Origin of the sequence: Archangium lipolyticum, assembly GCF_024623785.1 — a bacterium.
GTDB lineage: Bacteria > Myxococcota > Myxococcia > Myxococcales > Myxococcaceae > Archangium > Archangium lipolyticum.
The window spans coordinates 115591-134905 of sequence record NZ_JANKBZ010000024.1; the positions used below are offsets into that span (position 1 = coordinate 115591).

Genomic DNA, 19315 nt, shown 5'->3' on the forward strand with positions numbered 1-19315 from the left:
CCGTGGCGCGCCCTTTCACCTCATTCTGTAGGAGGAAGGGGCCATGTGGCTGCGAATAGGGGAGCAAGGACGTGGCTTTCCAGTTCGTCAGCACGAGTAATGCCCAGCAATGGCACCGCAATGCTGAGCAAAGCTCCTTCCACCATGAGTTCCTCAAAACGCTTGGTATCACTTGTATCCCAACCCGGACCACCCAATGAGGTTCGGTCGATCCGCCGCACCTGCTCGTCCGGAAGCGCATTCCGACTCCAAAGTTGTGCCAGGGCCAGCCAGTACACGTCATCCGACGTTTCACGCACAACCATCCGTGATCCGATGCAAAGAGGCGTATTGAAGTCAGGATCCTGCGGATTCCATAGGACAACTCCGACCGTCAATATTTCTTTGCGCGTTGGCTCCTGAGGCACAGGGTGATACTGGCGAATGAAATAGTAGGGCAGCCACTCCTGTGGGCTGTCCACCTTGAAAATCTTCTTCGGATAGCTGGCACTCCAATTCGTTGGATAGGGAATATGCTTACGATCGCTCAAAAGAGCATCTGCGGATAACAGCAATCTTGAAACGTTGCGGAACACCTCCTGTACGTAACGGAAGCCCTCCACCATTTGACGGCCTTCATTCATGTGCCTTCACCTTCCTCTTCATCAAAATGCCACGAGGCCGCAGTCCGCGGGGTTGGCCACGCCCATCCGAAAGCCCAGGCTGGCTCCATTTGCGTCCCTCGACCTGGCCATTTCCATATCTCCTGGAAGCGAAAAGGACGCGAGCGTGAGACGTCGACTGGCCAAACAGGCCAAGCCTGCAATTGCACTGACGCCAGTCCCCATTTCGAAACGAGCAGATTCCGAACATCCTCAAGCATAGGAGAAAGAGAGCCTTCGCCCAAAACCTTCGTAAAGGCCCTCCACGACAGCCAGTAAAGCGGAGCGGGCTCGTGCCCTTTCTGACTCAACTCGGCCTGTGTCTCATCGAAGTCCTTCTGCGGAGGAGAGATGCCACGCACGAGATAGACAACAGCGAAGGGCACTGCTCCCGCCAAACAAGCCTTGCGTTTCAGATGCACCCAGTATTTTCCCAACTGGTCCGTTACCAGGGGTCCAGAACCAGCTCGCGAGGACTTACCGCTCCACAGCTTGGCTTCCACCAAGATCCATATTTCCGGCATGCCACGTGTTCTCAACTTCAACACCAGTTCCGGCTCACCCCCAGCGGCCTCAGCAGACACCACCGCCGTTTCATCATCTGAATCACCGAACCGAGGGTCCCAAAAACTGTAATCGACACCTTCGATCTCCTCCTCGACGGGGAGAGCGAGGACACATCCATCCAAGCTACGCGCTTGTCGAAGAAACGGCAACACCAAGTCCTTTGGTGGATGAAATCGGCAAACGTCAAAGACCAAGGATGTCAGCAAATCCTCTATTTCAACCGGAGAACGAGTGAACCAGCGATCCAGCTTGCTACGAAGAAGGGCAGAGAACATGTAATCCAACCCCAATCAAAGCCGAAGATAGAATCCAGAAAGAAAAGCATTGGCCGAGGTGAAATCCACAGCTCTATCTCTCGGAGTCTATGTTTGCGTGTGGTGTCCCCGCCACAGGCAGAGGGTGGAAGGAAACACCGTCCAATCCCAGACGGTGGCAGGCATCGACGAAGCGTTCGGTGCAGATGATCTCGGTCGAGAAATCCTCCAATCGAAACAGATCCAGGTGGCTGGGCAGGGTTGCGGCGTCCAACAGGCGGACCTCGGGCAAGGAAAGACCATCCCGTCCGCAGCGAGGACAGGGAGGCTGGCGATTCGGAGGCAGGCAGTCCGGGTGAAGACGGCCCACGGGGAGAATTTCCAGTTCGAGCAGCTCTGGTGCGGCACGTTGACGGAACCGGAGCTCGGTGCGACAGCCCTTGAGTCCCCGGAGACCTTCTGCCTGAAGCCTCTCCAATGCCTCGCGCTGCACCAACAGCCACCAGGGATAGGGGGATACGAGCGACCCGAAGCGGCCCTGTGCCCTGCCCACGAGCGGACCAAAGGTCCCCCCTGGCGCCAACACGGCACCAGCGGTCAGTAAAGGGCGTATCAGCTCACACAGCCGATCATACTCATCGACGGGCTCGGCCCGGGCCTTCTCGAAATCGGCCAGGGAAGCCACCGGGGTCAGGTCCACCGAGGGATATGCTTTGGAACCATCACTCCAGGTGGCCTTGCAGGTGGAACACATGATCCCCGGGAGCTTCCACCTATGCGCTGCGTCGACCTCACCTGTGTAGCCTGCGGCTCTGTCTTCCTCGATGTTGAAATAGCGCATGCCCACGTTCTCCGCGTGCCTCATTCGCAGTAGTAGGGAACAAGCGGACCATTCACTCCAAACCTCATCATGAGCTCGAACGCGAACCGCCACATATCCTCCGCGGTGGCGGTCTTGTAGTTCTTCCTCATGAACTGCCGCCAGGCCTCATTCCACTGGCCACCCTTGGGCCCACCACTGTGCAGCCAGGTGTGAAAGCTCTCGGGTAGACGAACGGTGAAGGCGTGAATGTCGATGTTCCTGCTCGCGAACCACTCGGCCAGTTCGCGCTCCTGCGGAAAGATATGGTGCTTCTCGTAGGGCTCGCGCGGGGTGACGATGCACGGGATGCGGAGCTCCCTTCGAGCGAACGGGTCGCGGGTGCTCCAGTTGTGCCAAGGGATTTCGAAGACGGGCTCCGCGTTGGCAGGTGCTGCGATGGAGCGGCCCCACCAGCGACTGGGACTGCCCACCACCAGGGGAGGACGCAAGACCCCGGGCCCGCGTGCCAGCACCACGGAGGAAGCTTCCTCTTCCACCAGGTCCACGCAGCGCCAGAGGGAGCAGGACTCCTGAGAGCACAACGGCACGACACAGCTCGGGTCCGCACGAGCCTCGTCCCACGAGGACACCGCCCCCAACGGCGCCTCGTCCTCACGCACGCCAGGCGTCGAAGTGGCACAGGCCACCAGCAGCATGCAAAGGAGCCCGAGCCCACGCCTGGAGGCCAATAAGCGCATACGGTCCATGCTATCGCCCTCGCACCACCCGGGAATGCCGGGCAGTGGGAAGTCGCGTACGGTTCTCCGCGCATCATTCCCCCGAGTCGGCTAGGACTGGGGACATGAGTGAGACGAAGCCTCCCTCGCGCAAGAAGAAGGGCGACCTGGAGGTGCGCGTGCGGCGCATCCACCGTCGCGACCTCAACCGGACCTGGGAGTTCCTCAAGCTCGTCTTCCGGGACGTCAACCGCGAGACGGTCGAGTACCAGCGGCCCCGCTCCAAGCGGCGCTTCCTCGAGGTGTACACCTCGGAGTGGATAGAGCAGCTCCTCTATGAGGTGAACGGGGAGATCGTCGGCTACTCCGAGTGCGCCTTCGAGGCCACCGGCGACGACAACTGGGTCAACCCCCGCTGGTTCGAGAAGCGTGGCATGCGGCCCCTCTTCGTCGAGGAGCTCGCCGTGCACCCGGACTACCAGGGCCGCGGCGTGGGCAGCTTCATCATGGAGCAGCTCCAGCACCTGGCACGCACCCGCGGCTGCACCCACCTGGTGCTCGAGGTCGCCGAGAACAACGAGTCCGCGCTCTCCTGGTACCGCACCCGCAACTTCTACAAGCTGGACGCCGCCATCTTCCTCGCCCAGAAGGTGCCCGGCGAGCCGGACCTGCTCCCCCCTCGCCGCATCAAGCCCCGCCCCGCACATCCGAGCGGCGGCGCCCCCACCACCGGCCTCATGCCCGAGGAGGTCAGCGGTCCCGCGCTCCTTGGCAAGAAGCCCCGGGCCCCGCGCGCGGCCTCGGGAGGCGGCCGGAAGAAGGCGTCCGCGCCCGCCGAGAAGGGACCCGCGCCGGAACCGGAGGAGTAGAGGGAAGGCATGGAGACCGGAACTGTCGCGCCCGTGGTGGAGCCCCGCCCCATGCGGGTGCTGGTGGTGGATGACGAGCGGAACATCCGCACCACGCTGCGCATGTGCCTGGAAGGGCTCGGCTGCGAGGTGCGCGAGGCCCCCACCGCCGAGGCCGCGCTCGCCGCGCTCGCCCAGGCACCGGCCGACCTGGCCTTCGTGGATCTGCGCCTGGGCACCGCCAGCGGGTTGGACCTGCTCCCCCGCCTGCTCGCCGAGTCCCCCACCCTGGATGTCGTCCTCATCACCGCGTACGCCACCTTCGACACCGCCGTGGAGGCGGTGAAGCGCGGAGCACGTGACTACCTGCCCAAGCCCTTCACCCCCGCGCAGATACGGCACCTCGTGGAGAAGGCGCGGGCCCACCGGGAGCTGAGCTCCCAGCTGGGAAACCTGGAGGGACAGCTCGCCCAGTCCGTGCCCGAGGCCACGCTGGAGACGGCCTCGCCCGCCATGCACGCGGCCCTCGCGCTCGTCACCCGGGCGGCGGCCTCGGACGCGGCGGTGCTGCTACGGGGGGAGAGCGGAACGGGCAAGGGGGTGCTCGCGCGGGCGCTGCACTCGATGAGCGCGCGGCGCCGCCGGCCCTTCGTCACCGTCAACTGCCCCACCCTCTCCGAGCAGCTCCTGTCGAGCGAGCTGTTCGGCCACGTGCGCGGGGCCTTCACGGGCGCGGTGAGGGACCAGCCGGGCCGGGTGGAGCAGGCCGAGGGGGGCACGCTCTTCCTCGACGAGGTGGCGGAGATGAGCCCCGCGCTGCAGGCCCAGCTCCTGCGCTTCCTCCAGGAGAAGCAGTTCGAGCGGCTGGGCGAGGGGCGCACGCGCCGGGCGGACGTGCGGGTGGTGGCGGCCACGAACCGGGATTTGGAGAAGGAAGTGGCCGCGGGCGGCTTCCGGGAGGACCTGCTCTACCGGCTCAACGTCATCGAGGTGAAGCTGCCGGCGCTGCGCGAGCGGCGCGAGGACATCCTCCCGCTGGCGAGGCGCTTCGTGGCCTTCTTCGCGCGGACGGCGCAGCGGCCTCCGCCGGAGCTGTCCCCGGCGACGGAGAAGATGCTGCTGGCGTACCCATGGCCGGGCAACGTGCGCGAGCTGCGCAATGCCCTGGAGCGGGCGATCATCGTCTGGCCGGCGGAGGTGCTGGAGCCGCAAGCCTTCCCGGAGCGCATCGCCGCGGCGACGGGCTCGGGGGTGGCGCTGGGCGGGCCGCACACGCTGGAAGAGGTGGAGCGCGAGCACATCCTCCGGGTGATGGCGAGCGTCCCGACGCTGGACGAGGCCGCGCACATCCTCGGCATCGACGCGTCCACGCTGTGGCGCAAGCGCAAGAAGTACGAGTCCGCCCAAGGGTGAGCCAGACAACAAGTAGCGCCCACTCGCTCACTCACGATGGCCGTGGTACCTCCACCCGTGGAAGCGTGAACCAGAAGGTGCTGCCAATTCCGGGCTGGCTCGACAGTCCCATCTCCCCACCGTGCGCCTGGACGATCTCCTGCGCGATGGACAGACCCAACCCCGCTCCTCCCGTAGTTCCCCCAGGCACCCGGTAGAACTTCTCGAAGACACGTTGCTGGTGCTCCGGCGAGATGCCCTCCCCCGTATCCGCCACCTCGAAGCGCACCCGCTCGCCATCGCGCCGCGCCCGCACCACCACCTCGCCTCCGTGCGACGTGTGCCGCACCGCATTGGCCACCAGGTTGGACAGCACCAGCTGCAATCGCTCCGGATCCGCCTCCACCCGCTCCAGCTCCGGCTCGTGCTCCGAGGCCAGTCGCACGCCCCGCTCGTCCGCCGCCCCCCGGTGTGGCGCGAGCGCCAACTCCAACACCTCCTCCGTGGAGACCTCTCGCACCTCCAGCACCAGCCGCCCCGCCTGCAGCCGCGACAAATCCAACAAGTCATCCACAATGCCTTGCAGCCGCTCACAGTCCTCGCGCGCCGCGGACAACAGGTCCGCCTGCTTCTCCGTGATGGGTCCCGCCACCTCCTCCAGGCACAGGTGGATGGCCATGCGCAGCGAGGTGAGTGGTGTGCGGAACTCGTGCGCCACCGTGGCCACCAGGTCGTTCTTCAGCTCATCGAAGCGCCTCAGCCGCGTCACGTCCTGAAGCAGCACCGTGGCCCCCACCACCCCACCGCCCTCGCCGTACACCGGGCTGCCGCGCGGCAGCAGCCACCGGTCTCCCTCCGGCCCCTCCACCCGCACCGCCTCCTCGTAGCCACGAGGCAGGTACGGCCCCTTGCCACCCAGCACGTGCACCCGCACCCGCTCCAGCACCGCGCGTACCTCCGGCGCCACCTGGCCCAGCGCGCCCCCTCCCACCTCCAATGACAGCCGCAGCACCTCCTCCGCCGCGCGGTTGACGTTGAGCACGCTCCCCTCCAGGCCGAACACCGCCACCGGGTCCGGAAGGCTGTCGATGGCGGCCTGGGAAGCCGACTGCGCCTGGAGCAGCTCTCCCAGCGAGCTCCGCCGGTAGCGCTGCAGCGCCTCCGCCATGGCATTGAAGTCCTGGGCCAGTTGGGAGATTTCGTCCCGTCCCTCCACCACCGCCCGGGTCGCCAGGTCCCCCTGCCCCAGCCGCCGCACCGCCTGGGACAGCACGGACACCGGCCGCAGCGCCCGCTGCGTCAGCGACGCCGAGGCCAGCAAGCCGCCCACCAGCGCCACCACCACCGCCGTCACCATGAGCGTATTCACCCGCCGGCTCTGCCTCCTCAGCGCATCGCTCTTGCGCACCATCGCGTCCTGGTTGAGCACCAGGATGTCCTGCGTGGCCTCACGGGCCGCCAGAAAGGCCGGTGCCAGGGACTCGAAGTAGGCTTGGCGCACCCGCTCCGGAGAATCCAGGGCGAGAAAGGCCTCATACCCGGTCCGATAGCGCGTCCAGGTCTCCCGCAGCCGCCGGGTGGCCTCGCCCTCCCCGGACTCGGTGAGGTTGCGCTCCTGTACCTCCAACTCCGCCTCGAGCGGTTGAAGCTGCGCCTCCGCCTGCTCCTGTCCTCGCCGCCGCTCACCCGCGACGATGAAGAGGGCGGCGCCGTCCATTCGCTCCAGGTGCTCGAGGCTGCGCTGCATGGCCAGCACACTGCGGTAGTTGTCCGCGAGGATGTCCTGTCCCGCGCGCCCCAGCCGGCCCAGCGTGTTGACGCCCAGCACTCCCAGCAACAGCAGCGCGAGCGCCAGCGGCGCCTGGGCCAGCAACAGCTTGCCACGCAGGTTCATGGCCGGCGCTCCTCGCGCGGCGCCTCGAAGGACACCACGTGGATGTCGAAACCCTCCCCCTCGCGCAGCAGCCGCACGTCCGACGCGAGCCCCATCACCCGCCTCCACCACGGCTGCCGCGAGCGGCCCACGATGATGTGGCCCACCCCGTGCGAGCGTGCGAAGTCCAGCAGCGCCGTCACCGGATCCTTCCCCTTGAGCCGCACCACCTCCGCGCCCAGCTCCTTCGCCATCTCGATGTTGGTCAGCAGGTGGCGCTGCGCCTCGGCGTCGATGAGGTGCGGGGCCTCGCCGGGCGTCTCCACGTAGACGACGAACCAGTCGGTGTTGAGCCGACCCGCCATGCGAGAACCACGCCGCAGCAGCGTGGCCGCATGCGGAGGGCTGCTGGAGAGCGCCACCATCAACCGGCCCCAGCCTCCGCCCATCTGCTGTGGCTCCGCGCCCGGACGGGCCCGGTTGCCCGTGGCCCGGTCCAGGCTCTCGGCCACCTCGCGCAGCGCCAGCTCGCGCAGCGTGGAGAGGTTCTCCTGTTGGAAGAAGCTCTCCAACGCGTGCTGCACCTTGTCCGGCGCATAGATTCTTCCCGCCTTCAGCCGCTCGTGCAGGTCCTCCACCGCCAGGTCCAGGTTCACCACCTGGTCCGCGCTCTTGAGGAAGCTGTCGGGAATCGTCTCGCGCACGCGGATGCCGGTGGCGCGCTCGACGAGGTCGTTGAGGCTCTCCAGGTGCTGCACGTTGAAGGCGCCGATGACGTTGATGCCCGCGGCGAGCAGCTCCTCCACGTCCTGGTAGCGCTTGCGGTTGCGGCACACGGGCACGTTGGTGTGGGCCAGCTCGTCCACCACCGCCACCTGCGGCTTGCGCGCCAGCACCGCGTCCAGGTCCATCTCCTCCACCGCCACGTCGCGGTAGGTGAAGACCTTGCGCGGCACCACCTCCAGGCCCTCCACCAACGCGGCCGTCTCGGAGCGGCCGTGCGTCTCGACGAAGCCGAGCACCACGTCCACCCCTCGCTTCCGCAGCGCGTGGGACTCCTCGAGCATGCGGTACGTCTTGCCCACGCCGGCGGCGAAGCCGATGTACAGCTTCAGCCGTCCGCGCCGGCCGCGCGCCACCAGCTCGAGGAAGTCCTCGGCACGCCTTCGTGTCACGGTGCCCCCGCCGTCGACGTGGGCCGCGTCGAAGGGAGCTCGCCGAACTGCCGGTCCAGCGCCAGGTTGAGGAGGAGCACGTTCACTCGAGGTTCCCCGAGAATACCCAAGGTGCGGCCCTCGAGGTGCTCCTCCACCACGGAGAGGATGCGCCCGGGTTCCACGCCCCGCGCGCGGGCCACGCGGGGCACCTGCCAGCGCACGGCCTCGGGAGACAGGTGCGGATCCAACCCCGAGCCGGACGCGGTGACCAGCTCGGCGGGCACCGGACCCCATGCCTCCGGGTTCTCCCGGCGCAGGCGCTCGGCCTCGGCCACGGCCCGCTCGCGCAGCTTCTGGGAGGTGGGGCCCAGGTTGCTGCCCGAGGAGGCGGTGGCGTCATGACCCGCGCCAGCCGCGGACGGGCGCGGCTGGAAGTAGCCGGGCTGGGAGAAGCCCTGGCCGATGAGCGCGCTGCCCACGACCTGGCCCTTCTCGCCGGTGACGAGCGAGCCATTGGCCTCCTCCGGGAAGAGGAGCTGGGACAGGCCGGTGACGGCCAGCGGGTAGAGCACACCGGTGAGCACCAGGGTGACGAGCGCGGCGCGCAGGGCGGTGACGAGTGCGGAGAGCATGATGCGTTCCTTTCAGACCAGGCCCACGGCGGTGAGCATCACGTCGATGACCTTGATGCCGGCGAAGGGGACGATGACCCCGCCCACGCCATAGATGAGGAGGCTGCGCCGCAGGAGCGCCGCCGCCCCGAGGGGCCGGTAGCGCACGCCCCGGAGCGCCAGGGGGATGAGGGCGATGATGATGAGGGCGTTGAAGATGACGGCGGAGAGGATGGCGCTGTAGGGCGACGACAGGCCCATGACGTTGAACCGCGCCATCTCCGGGAACACGCCCATGAAGAGCGCGGGGAGGATGGCGAAGTACTTGGCCACGTCGTTGGCGATGGAGAAGGTGGTGAGCGTGCCGCGCGTCATGAGGAGCTGCTTGCCCACCTCCACCACCTCCAGCAGCTTGGTGGGGTTGGAGTCCAGGTCCACCATGTTGCCGGCCTCCTTGGCGGCCTGGGTGCCGGTGTTCATCGCCACGCCCACGTCCGCCTGGGCGAGCGCGGGCGCGTCGTTGGTGCCATCGCCCGTCATGGCCACCAGCTTGCCCTTGGCCTGCTCGGCGCGGATGAGGGCCAGCTTGGCCTCGGGGGTGGCCTCGGCGAGGAAGTCGTCCACGCCAGCCTCACGGGCGATGGCCCCCGCCGTGCGCGGGTTGTCGCCCGTAATCATCACCGTGCGGATGCCCATGGCGCGGAAGCGCTCGAAGCGCTCCTTGATGCCGCCCTTCACTACGTCCTTGAGATGGATGATGCCCAGCGCGCGCGCGCCGTCGGCCACCGCCAGCGGCGTACCGCCCGCGTCACCGATGCGCGCCGCCGTCTCGCGCAGCTCGGGAGGAACAGCGCCCCCCTGCGACTCCACGTGCTTGATGACAGCGTCCACCGCGCCCTTGCGGATGCTGCGGGGCCCGGGGTCCACGAGGTCGCACCCGCTCATGCGCGTCTGCGCCGTGAAGGGCACGAAGGTGGCCTGGTGCGCCTGCAACTCGCGTGGCCGCATCTTGTAGGTGTCCTTCACCAGCACGACGATGGAGCGGCCCTCGGGCGTCTCGTCCGCGAGGCTCGCGAGCTGCGAGGCCTCGGCCAGGTCCTCCATCGGCACGCCCGGCAGGGGCAGCAGCTCCGTGGCCATGCGGTTGCCCAGGGTGATGGTGCCCGTCTTGTCCAGCAGCAGCGTGTCCACGTCGCCCGCCGCTTCCACCGCCCGGCCGCTCATGGCCAGCACGTTCTTGCGCAGCAGCCGGTCCATGCCCGCGATGCCGATGGCCGACAGCAGGCCGCCAATCGTCGTGGGAATCAGGCACACCAGCAGCGCCACCACCGCCGTGCCCGACAGCTTCACCCCCGAGTAGAGCGCCATCGGCACCAGCGTCACGCACGCCAGCAGGAAGACGATGGTGAGCCCCACCAGCAGGATGTGCAGGGCCACCTCGTTGGGCGTCTTCTGGCGCGCGGCCCCCTCCACCAGGCCGATCATCCGGTCCAGGAAGGACTCGCCCGGGTCGGCGGTGATGCGCACCACGATGCGGTCCGACAGCACCTTGGTGCCACCGGTGACGGAGGAGCGGTCGCCGCCGGACTCGCGGATGACGGGGGCGGACTCGCCGGTGATGGCGGACTCGTCCACGCTGGCGATGCCTTCCACCACCTCGCCGTCACCGGGGATGAGGTCGCCCGCCTCGCACACCACGAGGTCGTCCTTGCGCAGGTCGGGCGCCGCCACGCGCTCCTCCCTCCCGTCCACCAGACGCCGCGCGGTGGTGTCCTTGCGCATCTTGCGCAGCGCGCCGGCCTGGGCCTTGCCACGCCCCTCCGCCACCGCCTCGGCGAAGTTGGCGAAGAGCACGGTGAACCACAGCCACAGCGTCACCGCCACGGTGAACCACAGCGGCGTGGGCCTGGGCCCCGGCACGACGAGGTCCTTCACCACCAGCACCGTGGTGAGCACGCTGCCCGCCCACACCACGAACATCACCGGGTTGCGCGCCACCTCCCGGGGGTCCAGCTTGCGCAGGCTGTCCAGGGTGGCCTGCCCGAGGAGCGCCGGCTCGAAGAGCGACGACGGTTTCGACGAAGGGGAAGCCATGGTCAGAACACCTTTCCGGCCTCGCCGAGGGCGTGCTCGACGATGGGGCCGAGGGAGAGCGCGGGGAAGAAGGTGAGCGCGCCGACGATGACGATCACGCTCACCAGCAGGCCGGTGAAGAGGGCCCCCTGGGTGGGGAAGGTGCCCGGGCCAGGAGCCACCACCTTCTTGCCCACCATGGAGCCGGCGATGGCCAGCACGGGGACGATCATCAGGAAGCGTCCGGCGAGCATGGCCACGCCCAGGGAGATGTTCCAGAAGGGCGTGTTGGCGTTGAGGCCGGCGAAGGCACTGCCGTTGTTGCCCGTGCCGCTCGTGTACGCGTAGAGGATTTCGGACAGGCCGTGCGGCCCCGCGTTGTTGAGCGAGGACAGCCCCTGGGGAAGCACCACCGCCACCGCGCTCAGCCCGAGGATGACGAGCGGGAAGATGAGCACGTACAACATGGCGAGCGTCATCTCCCTCGCCTCGATCTTCTTGCCCAGGTACTCGGGCGTGCGGCCCACCATGAGGCCGGCGATGAAGACGGCGAGCACCGCCATGACGAGGATGCCGTAGAGGCCCGCGCCCACGCCGCCGAAGATGACCTCGCCGAGCTGGATGTTGACCAGGGGCACCAGCCCCCCGAGCGCGGTGAAGCTGTCGTGCATGGAATTGACCGCGCCGCACGAGGCCGCCGTGGTGACGGTGGCGAAGAGCGCCGAGGCCGCGACGCCGAAGCGCGTCTCCTTGCCCTCCAGGTTTCCCTCCTGCGCCACCCGGGCGGCGGCCACGGCGGGGTTGGCCTGGGACTCGGCGGCGTAGGCGGCCGTCACTCCCACGAGGAACAGGAGGCTCATGGCCGCGAAGAGGGCCCAGCCCTGCTTCGTGTCCCCCGCCATCTTCCCGTACGTGTACGTGAGGGCGGCGGGAATCGCGAAGATGGAGAGCAGCTGCACCAGGTTGGTGAGCGGCGTGGGGTTCTCGAAGGGGTGGGCGCTGTTGGCGTTGAAGAAACCACCGCCGTTGGTGCCCAGCATCTTGATGGCCTCCTGCGAGGCCACCGGGCCCATGGCCAGCGTCTGCTTCACGCCCTCCAGCGTGGTCAGCTCGCGATAGGGCGCGAGGTTCTGCAACACGCCCTGCGACACCAGGAAGAGCGCGTAGACGACACAGAGGGGCAGCAGCACGTAGAGGAGACCTCGGACGAGGTCCACCCAGAAGTTGCCCAGCGTCTTCTGCCCCTCGGGGCCCGGGCGCCGCGTGAAGCCGCGCGCGAGCGCCAGCGCCACGCCAAGGCCCGCCGCCGCGGAGATGAAGTTGTGCCAGGCCAGCCCCACCATCTGGCTGAGGTAGCTCAGCGTGGACTCGCCCGCGTAGGACTGCCAGTTGGTGTTGGTGGTGAAGCTGGCGGCCGTGTTGAAGGCCAGCTCTGGCCCCACCGCCGGGAAGCCCTGGGGGTTGAGCGGAAGCACGTGCTGCAGCCGCAGGATTCCGTAGGTGAGGAGCATGCTGAACAGGCTGAAGGCGAGCAGCGCCAGCGCGTACTGCCCCCACGTCTGCTCACGCAGCGCCTCCCTGCCGCCGCACGAGCGCAGCAGGAAGCGCTCCACGGGCCCGAGCACCTTCGGCAGGGGCCGCGTGGGCCCCTCGAAGACCTGGAAGAGGTATGCGCCCAGCGGCTTCGTCAGCGCGAGCACCAGCGCGAAGAAGAGGAGGATCTGCGACCAACCGATGAGTGTCATGGCAGACCCCTAGAAGCGCTCCGGACGGAGCAGGGCATGGACGAGGTAGACGAGGAGCAGCACCGCGAGCACGGCGCCGGAGACGTATTCGAAGGTCATGGGACGGAGGCCTCCCCGGCGGGCAGGGAGCCCTCGGGACTGGAGGACTCGACCCACCCCGATGGAGTGCTCGATGGGAAGGACGGCGGGCAGGGAAGCTCGAAAGGGGACATGGACACCTCGTCCCCTTCGCTAGAGCAGCCGCTGTACCAGGAACCGGTCCTGCTACTCCTCGTGATTCCGGGGGGTTACGCCTCCGGGAGCCCCCTCCGGATTGCAATCCGCACGATGACCCCCCGGGAGCCCTTGCCTCATGAAAGGCACTCGCGGGGAACGGTGCTCAGGGACTGCCGGCGTGCGAAGAGGCGTCGTGGCGGGCCTGGGCGGACAGATAGGCGTCCTCGGCTCGCACCAGGAGCGTGCGGATGGTGGCCGCGTCGGGCGCCTCCATCAACGCCTGCCGCAGGCGGCCATCCCGCAGCAGCGCCGCGACGCGCGCGAGCACCCCCAGGTGCGTACCCGGCGCGTTCGTCGGTGACGCGAGCGTCACGAAGAGCCGCACCGGCTTCCCATCCCGGGCGCCGAAGTCCACGCCCTCACGGTCCACGGCGATACAGGCGATGGTCTGCCGGAGCCGTTCGAACCGGCAGTGCGGGATGGCCACCCCCTCGCCAATGGCGGTACTGGAGATGCGCTCCCGGGAAGCAAGCTGCTCCTCGAGCTGCTCGCGCGGAGCCCGCGTCCTCGCCGCGAGCATTCCAGCCAGTTCGTGCAACACGCCCGCCTTGTCCGTGACCCGCAGGTCCGAACGGATGCAGCCTTCCGCCAGGAAATCGGTGAAGCGCATCTCACACCTCCCAGGAGCACGCGCCAATGGAGTCTTCCGGTGCTCGAGCCGACTCGGGCGACAGGTGCCGCGCCGGGCGCTCTCCCGCACATGCTCGGAATGGTGGGACGCATCGGCAACCCCCACCGTTCCCCGTGAACGTCCCGCCTCGCGTTGCGTTGTCCGGTGGAGCACCCGCATGGCCGCCCGCTCCCCGTCTCCGGCCCGTCCGGGCAAGGGGCCAGCCCTCACCCTCCGGGTGGCGGCTCCCCACCGTAGAAGCGCTTCAGCTCCTCGAAGAGCTCCGGCGTCTTGTCCCTCATCTGCCGCGGCTTCTCGAAGAAGGACTCGGTGGCCACGGCGAAGAACTCGGCCTCGTTGAGGCCGCCGTAGTCGTCCAGCACCTGACGCTCCAGGCGCCGGCCCTCGCGCAGCTTCAGGAAGTGCTCCCCCATCACCGAGGCCCACGCCCGGTAGTGGGAGTACCGGCGCAGCTGCGGCGTCCCATCGAAGGCCCCGTCCTCCCGGTCCAGCACGTGGGCGAACTCGTGCACGGCCGTGGAGTGGCCGTCATGCGGATCCCCCAGGCCCGCCAGCACCGCCCGCCACGACAGGATGACGGTGCCCCAGTTCTTCGCCTCGCCCAGCACCCCGCCCGTCCGGTCCGGAATCCGGAAGGTGTCCGGGTAGACGATGATCTCCCGCAGCCGGTCGTAATAGGAGAGGTCCAGGTACAGCACCAGGCGCACCGCCGTGGCCGACACCACCGCGCGCACCTCATCGGTGATGGAGAAGCCGCCCGCCCCGATGAACTCCTTCTCCCAGGCGAAGACCTTGAGCAGCTCCAGGAAGCGCGGGCGCGACTCCGGCGCGAGGTTCCTCCAGAAGGGCACGCGCCGCTCCAGGAAGTCGAGCCACTCGGGTGGGAAGGGGCGGCGCAGCAGGCGGCGCCGCCGGAGGGTGCGGAAGAGGCCAAGCATGGAGGGGCTCGGGGAGTTTCAGCGCACCAGCGCCAGCCGGGGCGCCGACACCCCGGGCGAGGGCGCCACGGGCCTCGACTCGGGCCGCTCGAGCAGCTCGCCGAGCTCCTCCACCACCCGGGCGAAGAGCTGATGATCCTGGATGCGCAACACCTGGCGCTCGCCCTCGGAGGTGCGCACCGTCAGCCAGTAGGTGTCCGCGGCCACCACCAGCCACACGATGGAGGCGAAGACGAGCGCCGTGGCCACCAGCAACGCGGCCGTCACCCGGAACGAGCCCGGTTGCAGCAGCAGCATCGGCACCATCAGCGCCGCTCCCGCGCCAATGAGCAGCGGCACCCGGAAGCCGGGGGCCTCGTGGCGCGTGCCGAAGCCACGCAGCTCCTCGAGCCGCCAGGAGCAGCCCCCCACCTCCAGCCGCTCGTTCGTCAGCCGGAGGCCGTCCGCCGCCACCAGGACCCGCTCACCCGAGGGGGTACACGGCTCCGGCGGTAGGGAAGGAACCAACCTCAGCACGGACCTGGGGCGCGGCTTCGCCACCGGCCAGGACTCACGCTCCATCATCGTGCCTCCCGCGTTCACCCTGCATACCCGCGACATCCGATCGCGCGCGGGGTGCTCGGCCCACCACGCTGCGCAGCAGCCCCTTCAACAGCTCCAGCGGCGTGCCCAGCGCGTAACAGCCACTGGCGCCCAGGCTGAGCGCCAGGCGCCGCAACCGCTCGTCCTCGAAGGGCAACATCACGAAGACAGGAGCGGCCCCCGCCTCATTCCCAGCCACCTTCAACACCTTGGACACGCTGTCCTCGCGGTGCACGAGCGCGAGCACCACGTCCGGCCGCACCGCGTCACCGGCGGCACACAGGGCGATGCCCATGTCGCCCAGCACGTCGCTCAACAGCGACCGCAGCGACTCATCCGCGTCTGGCGCGAGGATGACGCAGCACGGCAAGGGGTGGCGCATGGCGGCTCCTCATCCCCATGCACCAGCAAGCCACATGCCCGTGGCACTTCCCTCGGAGAGGGCTCCAACGCACCGCGGCGAACGTGGCACCGTGCAAGACCGCCCTGGCGGATTGCCACATCACGGCGAGGAGGGATGCGCCATGCGACCAGCCTGTCCCCAGGCGATCTGCAGAACGCCCCCCCGAGAGCGCCAACTCCACGACGCGAGTGAACCTGGGGCCTAGCGGATGGTCGCGTCCCGCGACGTGCTCAGGCCGCCACCGGACACCCCCACCGTCGCCGCCCCGGGCTGGGAAGCCCGGATGAAGAAGCTCGCCTCCGCCTGCGGGTTCGACAGGCTCAGGGAGCCGAGGCTCTCGGTGCAACCCGCGTCCTTGTAGAAGGTGACGCCCGAGGCCTCCTGGCCCGAGGCCGCCACGGTGAACGTCTCCGTCTCCGCCAGGGGCACGAGGTTGCCGTCCGCGTCCTGGCTCTGCACGGTGACCTTCCCGGAGCAGGCCCCTGCCGCGAGCTCCTGCGCCCAGGAGAGGAACACGAGCTTCGACGCCGGCTTCGTGGTGTACACGTCGATGGAGTACAGGTGCCGGGACGGATCCGGTTTGTAGCCCTCACCGGAGTAGAGGTTCGAGGTGATGATGTTGCCCGTGCCCGAGTCCGAGATGGCGGCCTGGTAGTACGGGTTGAGCACCGCGCCCCCGTGACTGACGTCGTTCCCAGCCACCCGGATGAGCGTCTTCGTCGTGGGCGGGTCGTAGTTCGAGCCCTCGTACTGGGAGAGGGAGATGCCGACGTCGTTGTCGGTGAGGCTGTTGCCCTCGATGGAGAGGCCGGTGACCAGCGCCTGGCGGTAGGAGCTGCCGCCACTGACCAGGATGCCCGCGCCGGTGGTGTTCCCCGTGTCCCCGACATAGGCATTCCCGGAGATGATGTTCCCCTCCAACCGCCCCCTGGCTCCATTGCTCACCTGGATGCCATTGCGTGCGATGTGCGCCACCGGCCCGCGGCCGTCCACGGTGTTGCGCGCGACGTTCACCTCCACGGCGCCAGTCACCAGGATGCCGAGCTTCTGGTAGCCCGAGACGCGGTTGCGCAGCACGTCCACCTTGAAGGGACCCCGGCTCGCGTCATCGTTGCGCACCTCGATGCCAACGCCCTCCTGACAGCCGCTCGAGTCCAGGCCCCTGTTCACGTCCCGCACCTCGCTGTCGACCACCTCGCCCATGGCCCCCGCGAGCTGGATGCCCCGGAGCCGCTCCGCCGCGTTGGTGGCGCAGGGGTTCGTCAGCCCGCGGGTGGTGACGGTCACGCCCCGGACTCGCGCCGTCCCACCCCGGTTGCGGATGACGGCGCCCGAGAAGCGGCCTCCCGTGGGATTCACCGCCGTGACGGTGTGGCCCTGGCCATCGAACGTGTAGCCGTCTGGCACGAACAGCGGGAAGTCCGTGGAGCAGTCGGCCGCCAGCGCGACCCGCTCGGCCTCCAGCGAGAAGGCGCACGGGGGCTGCGTGCAGATGGGACCCGTCCAGGTGACCGGGAAGGTTCGCGAGGTGCTCTGCCCCCGGGCGTCGGTGACCGTCAACGTCACCGTGGGCGTCACGTCGGCGGGCAGACAGGACAGGGCCGTCCAGACGACCTCGCTGCCATCGGCTCCCTCCACCGGCGTGCCCACGGCGCCCGCATTCGTGGTCCACGAGAAGGACAGCGGCCCACGGCTCCCGCTGGTGAGGGTGACACCCAGACGCAGGATGTCCGCGGGCCCCACCGATGTAGGCGTCTGGGACACCTGCTCAACGGAGGGAGGCGGCCCGCCCAGATCATAGGTGACTGGAAGGTCTCGCTCCTCGCGGCAACCCGCTACCAGCGCGAGTCCCCCGACGAGCAGCCACAGGCGTTTCACATCCGCTCGGCTCATATACAGCGACCCCCATTGCAGGCCCGGAACAAGTCAGCGTGACGATAACGACAGGCCTTCCCACCGCAAGCAAGGCCCCCTTCCTACCAGGGTCGAGTGACCAGCTCTGGACGCCCTGAGAGGATGCGGTTCCATGGACACCTCCTCCCGAGGCCGGTGGTTCACCTTCCCGCGTGTCATCTGGCTCTCGCTGCTGGCCGCGCTGGTGCTCACGCTGCCCACCATCACGGTAGGCCACATCAGCGACGACTACATCCACCTGCTCATCCTCGAAGGTTGGCCCGCGATGGGGACGCCCTCGAACCTGTTCCACTTCGCCGGTGGGGACGTCGAGAAGCTCAGGCGCATGGTGGACGAGGGGCCCTACCCCTGGTGGACGCTCCCCGAGCTCGAGCTCACCTTCTGGCGTCCGCTGTCGAGCGCGCTCGCCAGAGGCGACTACCAGCTCTTCGGCCGCAACCCCGTGGGCGGGCACCTGCACTCGCTGGCCTGGTACCTGGGAATGGTGGCCCTCTTCGGCGTGCTGCTGCGGCGCTTCCTGCCCACCGCGCTCGGGGCGCTCGCGTTGTTCCTCTTCGCCATCGACGGCGCGCACTTCCTGGTGGCGGGGTGGATCGCCAACCGCAACGCGCTGGTGGCCGCCGTGCCCGCGCTCTTCGGCCTGTGGATGCACCTGGAGTGGCGGGAGACGCGCCGGCCCTGGGCCCTGCCCCTGTCCCTGGCCGGGCTCGCCGTGGGACTGACAGGCGGAGAGACCGCGCTCGGGCTCTTCGCGTACGTGCTGGCCTATGAGCTCCTCGGCGCCAGGGGCGGCGTGAAGGAACGGGTGCGCGCCATCGCCCCGGCGGCGCTGCTCGGACTGGCCTACCTCGTGATGTACAAGCTGCGCGGCTTCGGCGCCTACGGCTCGGGCTCCTACGTGGACCCGGTGAGCGAGCCCGGGCGCTTCCTCCTCGCCGCCCTGGTGCGGGTGCCAGTGCTGCTCTCCGGGCTGGTGATGGAGGTGCCCGCGGACCTCTGGCTGGCGGCGGGCCTGCGCCCCGTGCTGGTGGGCGTGGGACTGCTCGGGCTCGGGCTGCTCGCCCTGCTGGTGCGCGCCGCGTGGCCCTCCTTCTCCGAGGATGAGCGCCGTCACTGCCGCTGGCTCTTCCTCGGCGCCGCGCTGTCCCTGCTGCCCGTGGTCGCCACCTTCCCGTCCAACCGCCTCCTGCTCGTCCCGAGCCTCGGTGGCTCGGTGGCGGTGGCCCTGGTGCTCGTGTCCGCGTGGCGCTCGCGGGCGCGCGGCTGGCGTCCCCGGGGCCTCGCGGCAGGGGCCGGCGTGCTCGCGCTCATGCACCTGGTGGTGGCGCCGCTGCTCTGGCCGGCGATGACCCTCGTCATCCGGCAGCTGGGCGCCCAGGTGGAGCCCATGCTCCAGCCGCTGCACCACGGGCACGGGCTGGACTGGAAGCGGCTCCCCCAGCAGCGGGTGGTCGTCCTCCCCATGCCCAACCCCACCGTCGGCCTCTACGTGCCCATGCTCATGGCCCTGCGCGGCATGCCGAAGCCGCTCTCCTGGTGGCAGCTCTCCCTGTCACCCGAGCCCCACGTGCTCACCCGCACGGGGCCGGCGTCGCTCGAGCTGTCGCTCACCCAGGGCCATTTCCTCACCAGCGAGTTCGAGGTGGTGTTCCGCGGCCCGAGCCACCCGCTCCCCCAAGGGGCCCGGGTGGAGCTGAAGGGCATGACGGTGACGGTGCTGGACGCGGACGCGGAGGGCCCCACGCGGATCGGCTTCGAGTTCGACACGCCGCTGGAGGACCCCTCCTTCGTCTTCCTGGGATGGAAGGACGGCGCGCTACAGCCCGTCCCCCCACCGCCCGTGGGAGGGCGCCTCACCTTCTGAGCACCCG

Annotated in this window: 18 protein-coding genes; 3 read left to right on the plus strand and 15 right to left on the minus strand. The window is 68.7% G+C overall.

Features of this window, described 5'->3' with window-relative positions:
* Positions 1-20 precede the first annotated feature (20 nt).
* The 4 genes from NR810_RS36735 to sitA6 all read right to left on the minus strand — a co-directional run bounded on the left by NR810_RS36735 (position 21) and on the right by sitA6 (position 3022).
* Entirely contained in the window at positions 21-623 is a 603-nt protein-coding gene (locus tag NR810_RS36735) for a hypothetical protein (RefSeq protein ID WP_257459395.1), read from the minus strand.
* Positions 620-1492, minus strand: a complete 873-nt coding sequence (locus NR810_RS36740) for a hypothetical protein (protein WP_257459397.1) — start codon at positions 1490-1492, stop codon at positions 620-622. The genes NR810_RS36735 and NR810_RS36740 overlap by 4 nt, the downstream gene beginning before the upstream one ends.
* Positions 1493-1556: 64 nt before the next feature.
* On the minus strand, positions 1557-2303 hold the full coding sequence (sitI6, locus tag NR810_RS36745) for a SitI6 family double-CXXCG motif immunity protein (RefSeq protein WP_257459398.1): 747 nt from the start codon (positions 2301-2303) through the stop codon (positions 1557-1559).
* Positions 2304-2323: 20 nt separating this feature from the next.
* The gene (gene sitA6 / locus NR810_RS36750) at positions 2324-3022 is read right to left on the minus strand and encodes a SitA6 family polymorphic toxin lipoprotein (RefSeq protein ID WP_257459495.1); all 699 of its coding nucleotides are present in this window, start codon (positions 3020-3022) and stop codon (positions 2324-2326) included.
* A gap of 104 nt (positions 3023-3126) precedes the next feature.
* Between sitA6 and NR810_RS36755 the strand changes: the two genes are divergently transcribed.
* The gene (locus tag NR810_RS36755) at positions 3127-3870 is read left to right on the plus strand and encodes a GNAT family N-acetyltransferase (RefSeq protein ID WP_257459400.1); all 744 of its coding nucleotides are present in this window, start codon (positions 3127-3129) and stop codon (positions 3868-3870) included.
* A gap of 51 nt (positions 3871-3921) precedes the next feature.
* Entirely contained in the window at positions 3922-5262 is a 1341-nt protein-coding gene (locus NR810_RS36760; RefSeq protein ID WP_456062040.1) for a sigma-54-dependent transcriptional regulator, read from the plus strand.
* Positions 5263-5293: 31 nt separating this feature from the next.
* Here the strand turns inward: NR810_RS36760 and NR810_RS36765 are convergent, their stop codons facing one another.
* The 11 genes from NR810_RS36765 to NR810_RS36815 all read right to left on the minus strand — a co-directional run bounded on the left by NR810_RS36765 (position 5294) and on the right by NR810_RS36815 (position 17408).
* Positions 5294-7135: a HAMP domain-containing sensor histidine kinase gene (locus NR810_RS36765; RefSeq protein WP_257459403.1), complete on the minus strand. Its 1842-nt coding sequence runs from the start codon at positions 7133-7135 to the stop codon at positions 5294-5296.
* The gene (locus NR810_RS36770; RefSeq protein ID WP_257459404.1) at positions 7132-8289 is read right to left on the minus strand and encodes a sensor protein KdpD; all 1158 of its coding nucleotides are present in this window, start codon (positions 8287-8289) and stop codon (positions 7132-7134) included. Before NR810_RS36770 ends, NR810_RS36765 begins: the two co-directional genes overlap by 4 nt.
* Positions 8286-8903, minus strand: coding sequence for a potassium-transporting ATPase subunit KdpC (gene kdpC, locus NR810_RS36775; RefSeq protein ID WP_257459406.1), 618 nt, complete (start codon positions 8901-8903; stop codon positions 8286-8288). The genes NR810_RS36770 and kdpC overlap by 4 nt, the downstream gene beginning before the upstream one ends.
* A gap of 12 nt (positions 8904-8915) precedes the next feature.
* Positions 8916-10976, minus strand: a complete 2061-nt coding sequence (gene kdpB, locus NR810_RS36780) for a potassium-transporting ATPase subunit KdpB (RefSeq protein ID WP_257459407.1) — start codon at positions 10974-10976, stop codon at positions 8916-8918.
* A 2-nt stretch (positions 10977-10978) separates the two neighbouring features.
* On the minus strand, positions 10979-12700 hold the full coding sequence (gene kdpA, locus NR810_RS36785; RefSeq protein WP_257459410.1) for a potassium-transporting ATPase subunit KdpA: 1722 nt from the start codon (positions 12698-12700) through the stop codon (positions 10979-10981).
* Positions 12701-12709: 9 nt separating this feature from the next.
* Positions 12710-12799 (minus strand): K(+)-transporting ATPase subunit F, encoded by a 90-nt coding sequence (kdpF, locus tag NR810_RS36790; protein ID WP_204223362.1) that lies wholly within the window; start codon positions 12797-12799, stop codon positions 12710-12712.
* Between the two features lie 280 nt (positions 12800-13079).
* Positions 13080-13586, minus strand: a complete 507-nt coding sequence (locus tag NR810_RS36795; RefSeq protein WP_257459413.1) for a PTS sugar transporter subunit IIA — start codon at positions 13584-13586, stop codon at positions 13080-13082.
* A 227-nt stretch (positions 13587-13813) separates the two neighbouring features.
* Positions 13814-14545 carry a M90 family metallopeptidase gene (locus NR810_RS36800; RefSeq protein ID WP_257459416.1) on the minus strand — a complete coding sequence of 244 codons (732 nt, stop codon included), beginning with the start codon at positions 14543-14545 and terminating at the stop codon, positions 13814-13816.
* A gap of 18 nt (positions 14546-14563) precedes the next feature.
* On the minus strand, positions 14564-15109 hold the full coding sequence (locus tag NR810_RS36805; protein WP_257459417.1) for a DUF6232 family protein: 546 nt from the start codon (positions 15107-15109) through the stop codon (positions 14564-14566).
* A complete protein-coding gene (locus NR810_RS36810; protein ID WP_257459418.1) occupies positions 15096-15509 on the minus strand; it encodes a DNA-binding response regulator in 414 nt (137 codons plus the stop codon). Before NR810_RS36810 ends, NR810_RS36805 begins: the two co-directional genes overlap by 14 nt.
* A 222-nt stretch (positions 15510-15731) precedes the next feature.
* Positions 15732-17408: a right-handed parallel beta-helix repeat-containing protein gene (locus tag NR810_RS36815; RefSeq protein WP_257459420.1), complete on the minus strand. Its 1677-nt coding sequence runs from the start codon at positions 17406-17408 to the stop codon at positions 15732-15734.
* Between the two features lie 148 nt (positions 17409-17556).
* Here NR810_RS36815 and NR810_RS36820 point away from each other — a divergent pair, with 148 nt between their 5' ends.
* Positions 17557-19308, plus strand: coding sequence for a hypothetical protein (locus tag NR810_RS36820; protein ID WP_257459421.1), 1752 nt, complete (start codon positions 17557-17559; stop codon positions 19306-19308).
* Positions 19309-19315 lie beyond the last annotated feature (7 nt).